Here is a 15,772-nt window from a genome sequence, read left to right on the forward strand (position 1 = left end):
ATTGTCTAGGTTCACATACCGTAAACGTGACGATGAACCATCGACTGAATTTCATACCGGCTGAATCCCAAATCGTGCAATTCACGATCACTCATCGACGACAGCTCGGAAACTGTTTGACGGTAAGCGATACGCTTTACGCGGGATTCTTTGAAGCCTTGGAAAAACGCGCTCAGACGTGCTGAGAATGAGAGGCCTGAGGATGCGGGTGCTTGAGCGATTGCCATGTTATATTCCTTATCTACTGCTGGGACGTATTCCCAGTGTTACGTTGTCCATGTTTTCTGTGACCAACCGCAGATAGGGTCAGGACAGCGCGTCAGCAACCGACGTTCTGGTCTAGCCGCTATGCACTCGCAGCAAAGCAAAAAACGCCCTCGGTTTCCCAAGGGCGTTTTCTAATCTTGTCGGGGTTCGACCCAGCGCTTAGCCGCGCTCTTCGATGATCTCAACCAGATGCGGGATCTTGTTGACCATGCCGCGAACCGAAGGAGTATCTTCCAGCTCACGGGTTTTATGCATCTTGTTCAGACCCAGACCAACCAGAGTAGCACGCTGGTCGGCGGGGCGACGGATCGGAGAACCGATCTGTTTTACGACGATGGTTTTTGCCATGTGATCGATTCCTTACGCTTCTGCTTGGGCAGGCGCTTCGTCCCGCTTAGGCAGGATGTCAGCAACCTTTTTACCACGACGCTGTGCAACGGAACGAGGGCTGGATTCCTTGCGGAGGCCGTCGATTGTTGCGCGGATCATGTTGTAAGGGTTCTGCGAACCGATCGACTTGGAGACAACATCTTTCACGCCCAGCATTTCGAATACTGCACGCATCGGACCACCAGCAATAATACCAGTACCTTCCGGAGCTGTGCGCATAACGACTTTACCGGCGCCGTGACGGCCTTCCATGTCGTGGTGCAGGGTCCGACCTTCGCGCAACTGCACGCGGATCATCTGACGCTTGGCCTGCTCGGTGGCTTTACGAATGGCCTCGGGGACCTCTTTCGCTTTACCTTTACCAAAGCCGACGCGGCCTTTTTGATCGCCTACAACAACCAGAGCGGCGAAGCCAAAGCGCTTACCACCTTTTACGGTTTTTGATACGCGGTTGATCGCGACCAGGCGGTCTGCGAATTCCGGTGTTTCGTCGCGGTCACGACGGTTACCCCGGCGGTTATCACGTTCTGCCATGTGTGGCATTCCTTCTAACAAGGCGGCTAGCGCCTAAAATTTCTCAATCCTGGTGGGTCCGACCGAAACCGGAACCCCCGGATCATCGGGGCGGCGCAAGCACCGCCCACACTGACTTAGATCTTCAGGCCACCTTCACGGGCAGCGTCGGCCAGAGCCTTCACTTTCCCGTGGAACAGGAAACCACCGCGATCAAAGTATGCTTCTTCAACGCCAGCTTTCTTAGCACGCTCGGCAATAGCCGCGCCTACTTTGGTTGCTGCTTCGACGTTGCTCTTGCCAACGACGCCCAGATCTTTTTCCAGGGTCGATGCGGCTGCCAGAGTCACGCCACGAACGTCGTCGATCAGCTGAACGCTGATGTTCTTGTTCGAACGGTGAACGGACAGACGCGGACGACCTGCGTTGACCTTGCGAAGTTTGTTCCGGACGCGCAAGCGGCGCTTCAGAAACAGGGTTCTTTTGCTGTTTGCCATTTTGCTGGTCCTTACTTCTTCTTGCCTTCCTTACGGAAGATGAATTCGCCTTTGTAACGAATGCCTTTGCCTTTGTAGGGCTCGGGCTTACGCCATGCGCGAATGTTTGCGGCAACCTGACCGACCAGCTGCTCATCATTGCCTTCGACAACGATTTCAGTCTGCTTCGGTGCAGTAACGGTGACACCTTCAGGAGCGGTGTAGTCAACGTCGTGCGACAAGCCGAGGTTCAGCTTCAGGGTGTTGCCCTGCATCTGAGCCCGGTAACCAACACCTTGGATCTCCAGCTCTTTTTTAAAGCCGGTGGTCACGCCGGTTACGAGGTTCGCAACCATGGTGCGGGACATGCCCCACTGCTGACGGGCACGCTTGGACGAGCCGCGAGGAGTGATGGTCACAACGTTGTCTTCGACAGCGAGGCTCACATCATCAGTGGCTGAGAAGCTACGGGTCCCTTTCGGGCCCTTAACTTCGATGGTCTGGCCGGACACAGAGGCGGTAACGCCGCTGGGCAGTTCGACCGGTTTTTTACCAATACGAGACATCGATAGACCTCCTTAGAAGACGGTGCAGAGCACTTCGCCGCCAACGTTGGCTGCGCGCGCTTTGGCATCCGACATCACACCCTGAGGGGTGGAGACAATCGACACACCCAAGCCCTGACGGACGGATGGGATGTCTTTGACGCCCATGTAAACGCGACGGCCAGGTTTAGAAACCCGCTTCACTTCACGAATTACAGGTTCGCCTTCGTAGTACTTGAGGCTGATTTCGATAGCCGGATGGCCATCTGCACCAGTCATTGCTTCGTAACCGCGGATGTAACCTTCGTCTGCCAGCACGTCCAGAACCCATGCCCGCAGCTTAGAAGCTGGAGTCATGACAGTGGATTTGCCACGCAGTTGCGAGTTACGGATGCGGGTGAGCATATCGCCGATAGGATCGTTCATATCTGTCTCTCCCTTACCAGCTCGATTTCACCATACCGGGGATCTGGCCAGAAGAGCCCAGGTCCCGCAGAGCAATACGGCTGATCTTCAGCTTACGGTAGTAAGCGTGAGGACGGCCGGTCAGCTGGCAGCGGTTGTGCAAACGAACTGCCGAGCTGTTGCGCGGCAATTTTGCCAGCTTCAAGGAAGCGCGGAAACGCTCTTCCATCGGCTTGGACTCGTCACTTACGATCGCTTTCAGCTCAGCGCGTTTGGCAGCGTATTTTGCCACCAGGCGCTCGCGCTTCTTTTCGCGCTCGATCATTGCTTTTTTAGCCATGTCTTTTCCTCCCGCGCTTAAGCGTTGAACGGCATGTTGAGAGCTTTCAACAGTGCCTTAGCTTCAGCGTCGGTATTCGCTGTGGTGGTAATTACGATGTCCATGCCCCAAGTTTCATCAACTTTATCAAAGTCGATTTCTGGGAACACGATGTGCTCTTTCATGCCCATGGCAAAGTTGCCACGACCGTCGAAAGAAGGCTTAACACCACGGAAGTCACGAATGCGAGGCATCGCGATGGTGATCAGACGGTCGAGAAATTCGAACATCCGGTCGCCACGCAGAGTGACCTTGGCACCCAACGGCATGTCTTCACGAACGCGGAAACCAGCGATTGATTTCTTTGCTTTTGTTGACACAGCGCGCTGACCAGCAATCACTGTCAGATCCTCAACAGCCGATTTGGCTTTCTTGGAGTCTTTAACAGCTTCTGCACCACAGCCGATGTTCAGAACGATTTTTTCCAGACCAGGGATCTGCATGTCGTTCTTGTAACCGAACTCTTCTTTCAGCGCAGCGCGGATGGTTTCGCGGTACTGTGCCTTGAGGCGGGGTGTGTAGGTTGCGGAATCAAGCATCGATCACGTCCCCTGTGGTCTTGGCGAAGCGCACTTTCTTGTCACCTTCCATGCGGAAGCCGACGCGGGTTGCTTTACCGTTTGCGTCCAACAGTGCCAGGTTGCTCAATTCAATCGGCATCGCCTTAGGGATGCGACCGCCTTGGCTGGTCTGGGTCTGACGGGTGGCGCGGATAGCGACGTTTACACCATCGACGATTGCTTTGCCTGCAGACGGGTCAACAGAGGTGATAGAACCCTCTTTGCCTTTGTCTTTGCCGGCCAGCACGACGACTTTATCGCCTTTGCGGAGTTTAGCAGCCATAGTTACAGCACCTCCGGAGCAAGCGAGATGATTTTCATGAAGTTTTTGCCGCGAAGCTCACGAACAACTGGGCCAAAGATACGTGTACCTACGGGCTCATTGTTGTTGTTCAGGATAACAGCAGCGTTGCGATCAAAGCGGATCGCTGTGCCATCATCACGGCGGACTTCTTTAGCGGTGCGTACGACGACGGCCTTACGGACGTCACCTTTTTTAACGCGACCACGTGGAATGGCTTCTTTAACCGAAACGACAATAACGTCGCCTACGGAAGCGTACTTACGCTTAGAGCCACCCAGAACCTTGATGCACTGAACTCGGCGAGCGCCGGAGTTGTCAGCAACATCCAGGTTTGTTTGCATCTGGATCATATGGTTTCTCCCGACCTATGGGACACTGCGATGCATTGCAGATTTATTTCCCAGGGTTTCGACAAACTGGTCAGCCTGTCGCTTATGGGACCTTTCGGTCTCTTAAGCTTCCAGAACTTCCCAGCGTTTCGTTTTCGATTTCGGCGCGCATTCGATGATACGAACAGAGTCGCCGACCTTGAAGACGTTCTTTTCATCGTGAGCCCGGTACTTTTTGGACTTACGGATGGTTTTCTTCAGAACGGGGTGTGTGAAACGGCGCTCAACCGAGACTGTTACGGTCTGGGCGTTGGCGTCGCTGGTCACGGTGCCTGTGAGGATACGTTTGGGCATACTATCAGGCTCCTTATTCTTCGGAAGCTGCGGCAGCAGCTTTTTGGTTCAGGATGGTTTTCACACGGGCAGCACTGCGGCGAGCCGCTTTGATACCTGATGTGTTTTCCAGCTGACCTGTGGCCTGTTGAAAGCGGAGGTTGAAACCCTCTTTCTTCAGGTTGACCAGTTCCTCACGGAGCTGATCCGGTGTTTTATCACGCAGTTCGTTGGCGTTCATCGCCTTTTCCTTTTCTCAAAACACCAGAAGGCCCCGCTAAAGGGTCACCTTTGACCTGGTGGATGAATGAAGCACACACGAATCCCCTGCCTTGGCAAGGAATCCGCAAGATGACGCTCTATAGGGGAGGTTTCGGTGGGGGGCAAGGGAAAGTTTCAGACCGGTGAATTACCCTAAATTCACCGGATCATAGGCACTACAGCGTGCAGACTTCCAATGCCTGACTTGCAACCACAAACGACGCCAAGATTGTCATACCCAACACTGCCAACTCGATCTTGGGCGTGTTCTGACGCCCGCGCAGGCCAAACAACACGGCAAAGCTTTCCCTCATGTTCCAGCCGGTGCGATATAGGATCAGACAGAACAGCACCAACATCCCAACACCAAAGTACGGAGTCGCCGCATCAATCGCCTGAAACAGGCAGGCGTTATTCCCACCAAAAATGAAAGCCACCACAGATCTGTTCCTCTTCCTCTAAACGACCGGCAATCGCGCATATTAAGTCAATTTCGATCTTGAATAGACAGAATTATAGACGCGGTGTTTCAGAGCTAAAACCCAAGCTCAAGATCGAGGATCCAGAATACTCTTTGGTGTAGCGTAGTAAATACACGCCCAAAAGACGAGGATCGCTAGCGTCAGCCTCAATCCAACGATCAAAAACTTCATAGATTGGTGACACACCCTTCTTTGAAAGTGACAACATTGGCAGGCGGTTTTGAACCCAATCAGCGACTAAGCTATCAAAGCGAAGTTGCTCGTCCGGCATGAACAAACGTTCCTGATCATTGATGGCGCAACTTTCCAAGCCAGTATCCGCGCTCGAGATCACCAAATTTAGTCCCGATGAACGATGGCGCGCGCCCTGCTGGGTGCCCACTGATCCGATCAACGGCTTATCAAGTCTCAACGCCTCCCAGTCTGAATTTGGGATCACTGTTTCGCGCTCAGCCTCGTAAAGGAGAGATAGACAGTGCGTCTCAAACATCTCGAGAGCCAAGGCAGGTCTATCTATAACCTGTGCAGACCCAACCTTTGCAGCTCCGAACGTAAGCGCAAGGACAGCGACTGAGTTGAGCGCGCGCGCAACCAATGAACGCACTTCACTCCCAACGATAATTAAAGCTAACACTGATCCGCTCCTCTTCGGCCATGTTCATAGGAACTTCGTGGCGCAGCCAGCTTTCCCACAGCAACACATCCCCCACATCCGGCTTCATATATATGAACGGCTTTAACTCGCGCCGCGCATCTTTCACGCGGATCGGCGCGGCCATCATCATTGCGGATCGGGGGTCTTCCAGTTTCAGCGCACTGGTGCCTTCGGGCATCGACACATAGGTCGTTCCGGAAATCACTGAATGGGGGTGGATATGGCTGGCGTGCATGCCACCCTCGGGCAGGATATTGATCCAGAGATCTTCGAGCTTCAACGCACGCCCATCCAGATCAAAATCCAAATCCTTGGCAAAGTTAGCTACGTGCTGATCAAGCGCCTCAACAATGTCCGCAAAGATTGGGAACCGCCATGGCAGGTCCGTCAACGAGGCGTAGCTGGTGTAGCCGGGATAATCGTTATTCTCGCACCACTCCTGCCCGGCTTCGTCATCTTGGGCGATCGAATAACACGATGCCTCCAATTCCTGAGGGTCGATGGATTTTCCGTGCTCGGATAAGCGGGCGCGATACAGGCGGGTAACAAAGAGGGATTCGATCTGTGACATGGATGTGTCTTAGCCCAGCTTCCTCGTCAGCGCGAGGGTGGAGTTTACCGGCTCCCCATAGGCAAACCGGTAAGTGAGAAGGGCAAATCTTAAGACGCTGACGTTTCAACCGCATCCTTCATGGCATCCTGCCCCTTTTTCCACAGGTTGCCCTGCCACAGCTCCTCAAGGCCGGTTTCGCCACTGGCCCCTTGTGTCGTGAGGTAGTCATAGTACGACGTCGGTTTGTGCCCTGTAAGGTTATAGAAATCAGGGCTGGAGCGGGTGTAGAACCCATTGGTCAGGTACTCAAAGAACTCTGCCCGTGTGCTGCCAAAATCGGCCTCGAAATCGACCATCGACTGGGCACGGTATTCGATCTCTTTATCCATGGCGCGGCCAAGATCTGCTGCAATTTCTGCCATCGACTGCGGCACAGGACCAGTAATATCATAGAACTTGTTGCCGTGACGCTCAGGCCCCTCGGTCAACACCACCTCTGCCGCCTCTGCAATATCGCGGGTCGCAACAAACGAATTGCGCATGTCGCCCAACGGGTTGCTGAACCAGCCCTCGGCAGCAATGGAGGCGCAATCTGTTTTCAGCAGGTGGTTCATGAAGAAATTGTTGCGCAGCGCGGTGACGGTCAACCCTTCGTCGATCAGTGCCTTTTCGCCCCACCAATAGTGTTGCAGCATCAGAGGAATAGACGCACCAGCGCGTGAGGCATGGGTGTCAGCATCATAAGACGCGGTGTTGGTATCCGCACCCATGCAGCTGACACGTACCACATGCTTGATATCAGCTTTGCGGCGACCCAGCTCTTTGCAAAAGGCCAAATGCCCTTCCAACATTGGGTCCAAAGATGCGGAATAAACCGCGCTGACCCCATCAAGCGCTGCGGCCCACGTGTCGGCATTCGACAGGTCAAAATGCACGACTTCGTCCGCCCCAAGCCTCTTGAGCTGATCCGCCTTGTCGGCGCTGAAATAGCAGGCACGCACCCGGATCGCATCATTGCGCGCAAGTCGTGCAACCAACTCTTTGCCAATGCGACCCGTAGCTGAGGTGATAAGGACAGTTTGCTGAGACATTGGGGCATTGCTCCTGGTTTTGTTCAATGTGTTTCGGAACGCCTGCACATTAGCACGCTCCATTTTGACGCAAACTACTGGCTGCTCTCTCGAAAGAATGGCCCATCGCGACAAAAAGAGATCGGGAAACAACATACGGGGTTTCTTTTGCGCCCCCAAAAGAAACTCAAAAAAAAAGACCCCGCCGATTTCTCGGCGGGGTCCACAGTCCACTCTTACGAGGGAACGATTTACCAGTCTTCGCGAACTACGACGCGAGTTTTGATCGGCAACTTCATCGCGGCCAGGCGCAGGGCCTCACGTGCGATGTCGTCGTTTACGCCGTCAATCTCGAACATTACGCGGCCAGGCTTAACCTTGGCTGCCCAATAGTCCACGGAACCCTTACCTTTACCCATACGGACTTCGGTAGGCTTCGAGGTCACAGGAGTGTCCGGGAAGATCCGGATCCATACACGACCTTGACGTTTCATGTGACGGGTCATGGCACGACGTGCCGCTTCGATTTGACGGGCTGTCACACGCTCTGGCTGGAGCGCTTTCAGGCCGTATGTGCCGAAGTTCAGATCCGAACCGCCTTTTGCAAGACCGGCAATCCGGCCTTTGTGCATTTTGCGGAATTTAGTACGCTTTGGTTGAAGCATTGTTCAGCCTCCCTTAGCGACGACCGCCAGCACCACGGGGTGCAGGGCCATCCTGGAGTTCCTGTGCTTTACGGTCACGTGCCTGCGGGTCGTGCTCCATGATTTCACCTTTGAAGATCCAAGTCTTGATCCCGATGATACCATAAGCAGTCTTTGCTTCTACGTGTGCGTAATCGATGTCGGCGCGCAGTGTGTGCAGAGGCACACGACCTTCGCGGTACCATTCAGTACGCGCGATTTCGGCGCCGCCCAGACGACCAGCGACGTTCACCCGGATACCCAGGGCGCCCATACGCATAGCGTTCTGAACCGCACGCTTCATAGCGCGACGGAAAGATACACGACGTTCCAGCTGCTGAGCGATGGACTCGCCGACCAGAGCAGCGTCAAGTTCCGGCTTGCGGACTTCGACGATGTTCAGGTGCAGTTCGCTGTCTGTCATCACGGCAATTTTTTTGCGCAGCGTTTCGATGTCCGCGCCTTTTTTGCCAATGATTACACCAGGACGTGCAGTGTGGATCGTAACGCGGCACTTTTTGTGCGGACGTTCGATGATCACACGTGCGATACCGGCCTGCTTGCACTCATCTTTGATGAAATCGCGGATCGCGAGATCTTCGAGCAGAAGATCGCCGTAATCTTTGGTGTCAGCATACCAGCGGCTGTCCCAGGTGCGGTTGACCTGAAGGCGCATGCCAATCGGATTAACTTTATTACCCATTAGGCTTGCTCCTCAACTTGACGCACCGTGATGGTGATCTCCGAGAACGGCTTCAAGATTTTGCCGAACCGGCCACGAGCCCGCGGACGACCGCGCTTCATGGTCATGTTCTTACCCACATAGGCTTCGGCAACGATCAGCTCGTCAACGTCCAGATTGTGGTTGTTCTCGGCGTTAGCGATTGCGGACTGAAGGCACTTCTTCACGTCTGCTGCGATCCGCTTGTTCGAGAAAGTCAGATCGGTCAATGCACGATCAACTTTCTTGCCACGGATCATCGCGGCAACCAGGTTCAGCTTTTGCGGGCTGGTACGGAGCATGCGCAGTTTTGCCATTGCTTCGTTGTCTGCCACGCGGCGGGGGTTCTTTTCCTTGCCCATGACTTACTTCCGCTTCGCTTTTTTGTCAGCGGCGTGACCATAATAGGTGCGAGTTGGCGAATATTCACCGAACTTCTGACCGATCATGTCTTCCGAGACGTTGACTGGAATGTGTTTATGGCCGTTGTACACACCAAATGTCAGACCCACGAACTGGGGCAGAATGGTGGAACGACGCGACCAAATTTTGATGACATCTTTGCGGCCCGACTCGCGCGCTGCTTCGGCTTTCTTAAGCACGTAAGCATCGACAAAAGGACCTTTCCATACAGAGCGAGACATAGATTAACGTCCCTTCTTCTTGGCGTGACGCGAGCGAATGATAAGCTTTTGCGACGCTTTGTTCTTGTTACGGGTGCGGGCACCTTTGGTCGGCTTACCCCAAGGAGTAACCGGGTGACGACCACCAGAGGTACGACCTTCACCACCACCGTGTGGGTGATCGATCGGGTTCATAACAACACCACGAACCGACGGACGAATGCCTTTGTGGCGCATACGACCGGCTTTACCGTAGTTCTGGTTGCTGTTGTCTGGGTTCGACACGGCACCAACGGTGGCCATGCATTCCTGACGGACCAGGCGCAATTCGCCCGAGCTCAGACGGATCTGAGCATAACCACCATCACGACCAACGAACTGAGCATAGGTACCAGCTGCGCGGGCAATCTGACCGCCTTTGCCGGGCTTCATTTCGATGTTGTGAACGATGGTACCGATAGGCATGCCAGAGAAAGGCATTGCGTTACCAGGCTTGATGTCGGCCTTAGCCGATGCAAGCACTTGATCACCAACAGCCAAACGCTGAGGCGCCAGGATGTATGCCTGCTCACCGTCTTCGTATTTGACCAGTGCGATGAATGCGGTCCGGTTCGGGTCATACTCGATCCGTTCAACGGTTGCCGCTACATCGAATTTGTTCCGTTTGAAGTCAACGATCCGGTAGAGGCGCTTGGCCCCACCCCCACGACGACGCGAGGTAATCCGTCCGGTGTTGTTCCGGCCACCCGATTTCGTCAGACCCTCAGTGAGGGCTTTGACGGGGCGTCCTTTCCAGAGCTCCGAACGGTCGATCAGCACCAGCCCACGCTGGCCTGGCGTCGTCGGCTTATACGACTTAAGTGCCATGCTTTCTGTCTTCCGTTTAGCTACGGCGGGTTCCCCCACCGCTGCCAGACCTTAGGTTGTTGTCTTTGGTCCAGCTATGTTAAAGGCCCCCTTCCGCAAGCTTCATAAAGAAACCGACTACTAAGGTGCCTGACGTGTAGGGCCCCGAAGGTCCCCGATTCCAAAATCAAGAGCCCCGGAACGAATCCGAGGCTGCGCGATTGATGCGACGTAGCAGGGAACAAGGGGCGAGTCTATAGAAAGACCACAAAATCTCGCCATCTGAGTAGACGTTTCCACAGAACATTTATCAGCTTGAAATAATGCGCGTGCGAGAACCCGATCATATAGGAAAATATCTGTCGCACATCCCTTCTTTTCTTGGCAAAAGCCTAAGGCAACCCTGCCTTGGGAACATCGACCGCAACGACTTCAACTCTACCTGTTTTGCGTTCTTTGCTTTCCTTGCCGTCGAATGTTCCAGCCGTAAGCATAAACAAGGTTTTCCCATCCTCGCCCCCAAGCATACAGGCGAAACAATCTTGCTCGAGTTCGATGGCCTCCAAGATCTGCCCCCCTTCGGCAACCCGAAAAACTGATTTTGCTCTGGGCGAAGCAATCCAAATTGCACCGTCCGCATCCAGTGTAATACCATCTGGATGAATTCCCTCTATGCTTGCCCAGATTCTACCATTTGTTAGCTCTCCCGATACAGATAGATCAAAAGCCGTTAGCCGGGCGCCAAAGGTTTCTGCCACGATCAACGTTCCTCCATCAGGCGTGATGACCATTCCATTTGGGAAAAGTAACGGATCACCTACTTTGAAAGCATCCCCTTCGGGCGTTACACAAACGAGATGTGTTTCCTGCGGGCGACCCTCGCCCTTCATCACCAAATCGAGATCGAAACCATAGTTGCCCACGTACGCGTTCCCAACGGCATCAACGATCATATCATTGCAAGGATGCTCTATCAGTTCGCTAAGATCTGAATGGACCTTTGTCCCATCGGGGCCTAAACGCATGATACGCCGGTCCAGCATTGACACAAAAAGCAGATCGCCATTCGGCAACCATCCGAGCCCACTTGGCTGCTTTGGGACCTCGGTGATCGTTTCAATTTCACCAGCTAAATCCACCGAAAAAATCTTGTACCCGTACATATCCGAAAACCAAAGCCGTCCGTTCCGCCAGCGAGGACCTTCCCCAAAACAAAGGCCTTCGACTAAAGATTCTGATTTCCGATGTTGCATGAGTGCCTCCGCGACAAGGGACCACTATAGCAAACACAGGCTGATCCCCCAAACCGGTGACCCAATTTGCAACAAACACCCTCTAGGCAGACCACAAAACCATTACGCAAGAAGCTCTAGCAATATTCAGGTCCACCTAAACAAAAAAGGGCTCCGCTTTCGCCAAGACCCTCTATTCTCGCTTAAAACTAATTTCAGAGGCGGTTACCCTACTTATCGCTCCCCCGGTGTTTATGGCGCGATAAAGAGATCTAGGTGGGCGAGCGACCTCATCAACAGAACGGCAGACCCAACTCCTCGCCTCCATTGCCTTCAAGGATTGCGACAACGCACGATCCGTAATGGGCGGTAGGTTACGCTTGATGTCATTAAAGTGGCTCGGCGCGCGAAGCGATGACAGTACCGGTAATGTCCATGAACGACGTAGCAAGTCTTGATCTTCGTCAGCCGATACACACTGAATTTTGCCTGCGAAAGCCGCCGCCGTTATCCCAAGAGACGTTAGTCGAAATTCTGGACGTAGTGGATGCCCGTAACCCGGATTACGTTCCACAAGACCCAACTCAATGAGATGGTCCATGCTTTGCGCAAACGCGGTTCTACCTGCTCCAGTAGCAGCCAACAGCGGCGCCCGCCGCCCAGCGACACCTGCGTGCATATTCGCGAGTATCGGCAGCGCCCATGCTCTTGAGGTGACATTGACAAACAATTTTATGTCCATAAAGTATAGTTAGTATATTTTAGAGCATAGGGAAAGACCATGTCACCTATTTCGTTAAATGAAACCATCACCATCGCGTTCTCAGTCAAAGATCGCCACTCAAGCGCCGAATGGTATCAAAGCATGCTGGGGTTTGCGGTTATCTACCACGCAGACGAGGCGGGCTGGTCCGAGCTTCAAACAAACACAACTGGCGTAACGATTGGCCTTGGCGAGCATACAAAACCGGCCCCTGGCAATTGCGTCCCTGTTTTTGGAACAGACGATCTGGACACTGCAAGGCACACATTAGAGCAGGCCAACGTAAAATTTGATGGCGAAACAGATGTCGTTGAAGGCATGGTCAAAACAGCAACTTTTTACGACCCCGATGGAAACGCGCTCATGCTTGCTGAGGATTTGACAGGCGGGTCTTAACCAGAATGCCTTACAGCCATGCTAGCCATTCCAAGTATGATCCATAGAAAAAGGCCCCCGCTTTCGCGAGGGCCTTCTTTTCTTACCGAAAAGCTAATCTCAGAGTCCGGTGGACACGTCGATTGTGTTGCCTTCTTCAAGGGTCACATAGGCTTTTTTCACGTCTTTACGCTTGCCGAGCTGGCCGCGAAAACGCTTCACTTTACCTTTGGTGATCGTAGTGTTGACCGCTTTGACCTTAACACCAAAGAGCGATTCAACCGCTTCTTTGATCTGAGGTTTGTTGCTGTCAATCGCGACTTCGAAAACCACTGCGCCATTTTCAGACGCCATTGTGGCCTTCTCGGTGATGATCGGCTTGCGGATCACATCGTAGTGTTCTGCTTTAGCGCTCATTTCAGGCGAGCCTCCAATGCTTCGACACCCGCTTTGGTGATCACGAGTGTGTCACGCTTGAGAATGTCATAAACGTTTGCGCCCATTGTCGGCAGGATATCCAGACCTTCAATGTTGCGCGCAGCTTTCAAGAAGCCTTCGTTCACGGTCGCGCCGTCGATAACCAAAGCGCGCTTCCAACCCAGGTTTGCAACCTGTTTGGCCAGAGCGGATGTTTTGGCTTCGGTGTCGGCGTTCTCGATCACAACCAGCTCACCCGCAGCCATTTTAGCGGACAGCGCGTGACGCAGACCCAGCTTACGGAATTTCTTGGTCAGCTCGTGGCCGTGGCTACGTGGGGTTGGACCCTTGTAGATACCACCACCGCGGAAGATCGGTGCCGAGCGAGCGCCGTGGCGTGCGCCACCGGTGCCTTTTTGGCGATAGATCTTCTTGGTCGAGTATTTGACTTCCGAGCGGGTCTTTACCTTGTGGGTACCGGCCTGCGCGTTGTTACGCTGCCAGCGGACCACACGGTGCAGGATGTCCGCACGTGCTTCGAGACCGAACAGTTCTGCGTCCAGCTCGATGTTGCCGGCGGAACCGCCGTCGAGATTGATCACATCAAGTTTCATGCTTCACCACCTTCCGCAGCAGCTTCTTCAGCCGGAGCTTCGGTTGCAGCCGCTTTCAGACCTGCGGGAAAAGGCAGACCCTCAGGGGCCTTCTTTTTCACAGCGTCTTTGACAGTAACCCAACCACCTTTGGAACCGGGAACGGCACCTTTGATGAGCAGCAGGCCACGGTCCGCATCAGTTTTTACAACTTCAAGGTTCTGAGTGGTGATACGGGCAGCGCCCATGTGACCAGCCATTTTCTTGCCTTTGAAAACCTTACCGGGATCCTGACACTGACCTGTCGAACCGTGCGAACGGTGCGAGATCGAAACACCGTGTGTCGCGCGCAGACCACCGAAGTTCCAGCGCTTCATCGCACCGGCAAAACCTTTACCGATGGATGTGCCCGAAACGTCAACTTTCTGACCTTCGAGGAAGTGCTCGGCTGAGATTTCAGCGCCAACTTCGATCAGGGCATCTTCGGAAACGCGGAATTCAACCAGCTTACGCTTGGGCTCAACTTTCGACGCTGCAAAGTGGCCACGCATCGCTTTTGAAACGCGTTTAACTTTAGGTGTACCAGCGCCGAGCTGAACAGCAGTGTAGCCGTCTTTGTCAGCGGTACGTTGAGACACAACCTGCAAGGCGTCCAACTGGAGTACGGTCACAGGAATCTGCTTGCCGTCTTCCATGAACACACGGGTCATGCCGACTTTTTTTGCGATAATACCAGAGCGCATATTCATTACCCTCCGATCTTACGATTGCAACTTGATCTCGACGTCCACACCAGCGGCCAGGTCGAGCTTCATCAGCGCGTCCACGGTCTGGGGGGTCGGATCAACGATGTCGAGCAGACGCTTGTGCGTACGGATCTCGAACTGATCGCGGGATTTCTTGTCAACGTGAGGACCACGGAGAACCGTGAACTTCTCGATTTTGTTCGGCAGCGGGATCGGTCCACGAACAGAGGCACCGGTCCGTTTGGCTGTGTTGACGATTTCCTGTGTGCTGGCGTCCAGCACACGGTAGTCAAACGCCTTCAGCCGAATACGGATATTTTGGCTTTGCATTTATTAGCCCTTATCTAGGCATTAGGATTGAGAGGAAGGGCCTGCGCTCATCGCAGCCCCTCTTCGAACCCGAAAGACGGGAATCACCCCGCCTCCATGTTCTTCATGAGAACTTGCGCGCTATACGCCCGTAACCGGGACGTGACAAGAGGGTATTTGAAATTGGGCCGATCTGATCGGTTTGCATCCAATTTGGGTAGCCCAGACAACCGGTGAGATACAGAAGTATTGCTACTTCAGCAAATCTCCAACAATTCCCACAGCGTCGACTACAGTTGAAAGATCGTTCGATACCTCTAAAATTTCATCATCGACCCGAATATAACGATTGCCATTCCCAGGAGACTTGAGCTTCCATTTCGACAGGTCGTCAATGCTGGTATACTTTAGATCACTAGGAAGCTTTGCCCCGCGAGTGTAGCGTTTAACCTGCCCAGGTGGAATTTTTTTAGCTCCCTTCCCTGGCTTGCCGTCGATTTGTACTTTCTTGCCTTTGGCCTTACCGCCCTTGTCTTTAGCCATTGCCAAATCGGCAAAACCGAATGCCATAAGAAGAGAAATTGCCGAAATTATTGCCGTAAAGTATCTCATTTAGAGCTCCCAGTTCGTGTGTAATGCCAACGCGATGTTGAAAGGTATGCAATCGTTACTTGAAGCCTAGATCTCAGCTGCTCCGTCGTCAAAAGAATTTGTTATGCTGTTACAGCACTTTGGGAAGGCGCATTTAGGCAGTCGGTGTTTCTGTGTCGTAACGACAAAGGCAACATCCTACGCCAAGCTAGGCGTAACAAAGGAACAGCTGCAGTGAGGAAGTTATATGGTTGCCCCCTGCCGGAGCTTTCTCCTTCCACAACTCATTGCCAGCCAGCAAAAGCAAAAAAGGCCGCCCAATTGAGCGGCCTTTTCTAATGTTTCACCGTG

The 15,772-nt window shown here is 53.5% G+C and carries 29 protein-coding genes; 1 reads left to right on the plus strand and 28 read right to left on the minus strand.

What is annotated here, in order from left to right; all coding sequences use genetic code 11:
- Window positions 1-11: 11 nt before the first annotated feature.
- The 23 genes from ABWV33_RS09280 to ABWV33_RS09390 form a co-directional block, all read right to left on the minus strand.
- Window positions 12-227 (minus strand): DUF1127 domain-containing protein, encoded by a 216-nt coding sequence (locus tag ABWV33_RS09280; protein ID WP_113821499.1) that lies wholly within the window; start codon window positions 225-227, stop codon window positions 12-14.
- Window positions 228-426: 199 nt separating this feature from the next.
- Entirely contained in the window at window positions 427-615 is a 189-nt protein-coding gene (gene rpmD / locus ABWV33_RS09285) for a 50S ribosomal protein L30 (RefSeq protein WP_037311717.1), read from the minus strand.
- A gap of 12 nt (window positions 616-627) precedes the next feature.
- Window positions 628-1,191 (minus strand): 30S ribosomal protein S5, encoded by a 564-nt coding sequence (rpsE, locus tag ABWV33_RS09290; RefSeq protein WP_113821500.1) that lies wholly within the window; start codon window positions 1,189-1,191, stop codon window positions 628-630.
- A gap of 116 nt (window positions 1,192-1,307) precedes the next feature.
- A complete protein-coding gene (rplR, locus tag ABWV33_RS09295; RefSeq protein WP_113821501.1) occupies window positions 1,308-1,667 on the minus strand; it encodes a 50S ribosomal protein L18 in 360 nt (119 codons plus the stop codon).
- A gap of 11 nt (window positions 1,668-1,678) precedes the next feature.
- A complete protein-coding gene (gene rplF, locus ABWV33_RS09300; RefSeq protein ID WP_113821502.1) occupies window positions 1,679-2,212 on the minus strand; it encodes a 50S ribosomal protein L6 in 534 nt (177 codons plus the stop codon).
- Between the two features lie 12 nt (window positions 2,213-2,224).
- On the minus strand, window positions 2,225-2,617 hold the full coding sequence (gene rpsH / locus ABWV33_RS09305) for a 30S ribosomal protein S8 (protein ID WP_113821503.1): 393 nt from the start codon (window positions 2,615-2,617) through the stop codon (window positions 2,225-2,227).
- A 13-nt stretch (window positions 2,618-2,630) separates the two neighbouring features.
- A complete protein-coding gene (gene rpsN, locus ABWV33_RS09310) occupies window positions 2,631-2,936 on the minus strand; it encodes a 30S ribosomal protein S14 (protein WP_113821504.1) in 306 nt (101 codons plus the stop codon).
- A gap of 17 nt (window positions 2,937-2,953) precedes the next feature.
- Window positions 2,954-3,514: a 50S ribosomal protein L5 gene (rplE, locus tag ABWV33_RS09315; protein WP_113821505.1), complete on the minus strand. Its 561-nt coding sequence runs from the start codon at window positions 3,512-3,514 to the stop codon at window positions 2,954-2,956.
- The gene (gene rplX, locus ABWV33_RS09320) at window positions 3,507-3,818 is read right to left on the minus strand and encodes a 50S ribosomal protein L24 (protein WP_113821506.1); all 312 of its coding nucleotides are present in this window, start codon (window positions 3,816-3,818) and stop codon (window positions 3,507-3,509) included. Before rplX ends, rplE begins: the two co-directional genes overlap by 8 nt.
- Before the next feature lie 2 nt (window positions 3,819-3,820).
- Window positions 3,821-4,189 (minus strand): 50S ribosomal protein L14, encoded by a 369-nt coding sequence (gene rplN / locus ABWV33_RS09325; RefSeq protein ID WP_113821507.1) that lies wholly within the window; start codon window positions 4,187-4,189, stop codon window positions 3,821-3,823.
- 102 nt (window positions 4,190-4,291) lie between these two features.
- The gene (rpsQ, locus tag ABWV33_RS09330; RefSeq protein ID WP_113821508.1) at window positions 4,292-4,522 is read right to left on the minus strand and encodes a 30S ribosomal protein S17; all 231 of its coding nucleotides are present in this window, start codon (window positions 4,520-4,522) and stop codon (window positions 4,292-4,294) included.
- Between the two features lie 13 nt (window positions 4,523-4,535).
- On the minus strand, window positions 4,536-4,742 hold the full coding sequence (gene rpmC, locus ABWV33_RS09335; protein WP_353330271.1) for a 50S ribosomal protein L29: 207 nt from the start codon (window positions 4,740-4,742) through the stop codon (window positions 4,536-4,538).
- 196 nt (window positions 4,743-4,938) lie between these two features.
- Window positions 4,939-5,199, minus strand: a complete 261-nt coding sequence (locus ABWV33_RS09340; protein WP_353330273.1) for a hypothetical protein — start codon at window positions 5,197-5,199, stop codon at window positions 4,939-4,941.
- Window positions 5,200-5,275: 76 nt separating this feature from the next.
- On the minus strand, window positions 5,276-5,878 hold the full coding sequence (locus ABWV33_RS09345) for a hypothetical protein (RefSeq protein WP_353330275.1): 603 nt from the start codon (window positions 5,876-5,878) through the stop codon (window positions 5,276-5,278).
- Window positions 5,850-6,470, minus strand: a complete 621-nt coding sequence (locus ABWV33_RS09350) for a 2OG-Fe(II) oxygenase family protein (protein WP_353330277.1) — start codon at window positions 6,468-6,470, stop codon at window positions 5,850-5,852. The genes ABWV33_RS09345 and ABWV33_RS09350 overlap by 29 nt, the downstream gene beginning before the upstream one ends.
- An 89-nt stretch (window positions 6,471-6,559) precedes the next feature.
- Window positions 6,560-7,543 carry an NAD(P)H-binding protein gene (locus ABWV33_RS09355; RefSeq protein WP_353330279.1) on the minus strand — a complete coding sequence of 328 codons (984 nt, stop codon included), beginning with the start codon at window positions 7,541-7,543 and terminating at the stop codon, window positions 6,560-6,562.
- 230 nt (window positions 7,544-7,773) lie between these two features.
- On the minus strand, window positions 7,774-8,187 hold the full coding sequence (gene rplP / locus ABWV33_RS09360; RefSeq protein ID WP_113821513.1) for a 50S ribosomal protein L16: 414 nt from the start codon (window positions 8,185-8,187) through the stop codon (window positions 7,774-7,776).
- A gap of 13 nt (window positions 8,188-8,200) precedes the next feature.
- Window positions 8,201-8,908, minus strand: a complete 708-nt coding sequence (gene rpsC, locus ABWV33_RS09365) for a 30S ribosomal protein S3 (protein WP_113821514.1) — start codon at window positions 8,906-8,908, stop codon at window positions 8,201-8,203.
- Window positions 8,908-9,288 carry a 50S ribosomal protein L22 gene (rplV, locus tag ABWV33_RS09370; protein ID WP_113821515.1) on the minus strand — a complete coding sequence of 127 codons (381 nt, stop codon included), beginning with the start codon at window positions 9,286-9,288 and terminating at the stop codon, window positions 8,908-8,910. The genes rpsC and rplV overlap by 1 nt, the downstream gene beginning before the upstream one ends.
- A 3-nt stretch (window positions 9,289-9,291) precedes the next feature.
- Entirely contained in the window at window positions 9,292-9,570 is a 279-nt protein-coding gene (rpsS, locus tag ABWV33_RS09375; protein WP_113821516.1) for a 30S ribosomal protein S19, read from the minus strand.
- Between the two features lie 3 nt (window positions 9,571-9,573).
- Entirely contained in the window at window positions 9,574-10,416 is an 843-nt protein-coding gene (gene rplB / locus ABWV33_RS09380; protein ID WP_113821517.1) for a 50S ribosomal protein L2, read from the minus strand.
- A 371-nt stretch (window positions 10,417-10,787) separates the two neighbouring features.
- The gene (locus tag ABWV33_RS09385; protein ID WP_353330283.1) at window positions 10,788-11,648 is read right to left on the minus strand and encodes an SMP-30/gluconolactonase/LRE family protein; all 861 of its coding nucleotides are present in this window, start codon (window positions 11,646-11,648) and stop codon (window positions 10,788-10,790) included.
- Window positions 11,649-11,820: 172 nt separating this feature from the next.
- On the minus strand, window positions 11,821-12,369 hold the full coding sequence (locus tag ABWV33_RS09390; RefSeq protein WP_353330285.1) for a winged helix-turn-helix transcriptional regulator: 549 nt from the start codon (window positions 12,367-12,369) through the stop codon (window positions 11,821-11,823).
- A gap of 39 nt (window positions 12,370-12,408) precedes the next feature.
- On the opposite strand from ABWV33_RS09390, the gene ABWV33_RS09395 reads away from it, so the two are divergent.
- On the plus strand, window positions 12,409-12,786 hold the full coding sequence (locus tag ABWV33_RS09395; protein WP_353330287.1) for a VOC family protein: 378 nt from the start codon (window positions 12,409-12,411) through the stop codon (window positions 12,784-12,786).
- A 99-nt stretch (window positions 12,787-12,885) separates the two neighbouring features.
- Here ABWV33_RS09395 and ABWV33_RS09400 read toward each other — a convergent pair whose 3' ends face one another.
- The 5 genes from ABWV33_RS09400 to ABWV33_RS09420 form a co-directional block, all read right to left on the minus strand.
- The gene (locus ABWV33_RS09400) at window positions 12,886-13,182 is read right to left on the minus strand and encodes a 50S ribosomal protein L23 (protein WP_113821521.1); all 297 of its coding nucleotides are present in this window, start codon (window positions 13,180-13,182) and stop codon (window positions 12,886-12,888) included.
- A complete protein-coding gene (gene rplD / locus ABWV33_RS09405) occupies window positions 13,179-13,796 on the minus strand; it encodes a 50S ribosomal protein L4 (protein ID WP_164618566.1) in 618 nt (205 codons plus the stop codon). Before rplD ends, ABWV33_RS09400 begins: the two co-directional genes overlap by 4 nt.
- Window positions 13,793-14,518, minus strand: a complete 726-nt coding sequence (gene rplC, locus ABWV33_RS09410) for a 50S ribosomal protein L3 (protein WP_164618598.1) — start codon at window positions 14,516-14,518, stop codon at window positions 13,793-13,795. Before rplC ends, rplD begins: the two co-directional genes overlap by 4 nt.
- A gap of 18 nt (window positions 14,519-14,536) precedes the next feature.
- Window positions 14,537-14,851, minus strand: coding sequence for a 30S ribosomal protein S10 (rpsJ, locus tag ABWV33_RS09415; RefSeq protein ID WP_108838874.1), 315 nt, complete (start codon window positions 14,849-14,851; stop codon window positions 14,537-14,539).
- 231 nt (window positions 14,852-15,082) lie between these two features.
- A complete protein-coding gene (locus ABWV33_RS09420) occupies window positions 15,083-15,442 on the minus strand; it encodes a hypothetical protein (protein ID WP_164618568.1) in 360 nt (119 codons plus the stop codon).
- Window positions 15,443-15,772: the final 330 nt, after the last annotated feature.

It is taken from the genome of Phaeobacter sp. NW0010-22 (genome assembly GCF_040365955.1).
Classification (GTDB): Bacteria; Pseudomonadota; Alphaproteobacteria; order Rhodobacterales; family Rhodobacteraceae; genus OMPR01.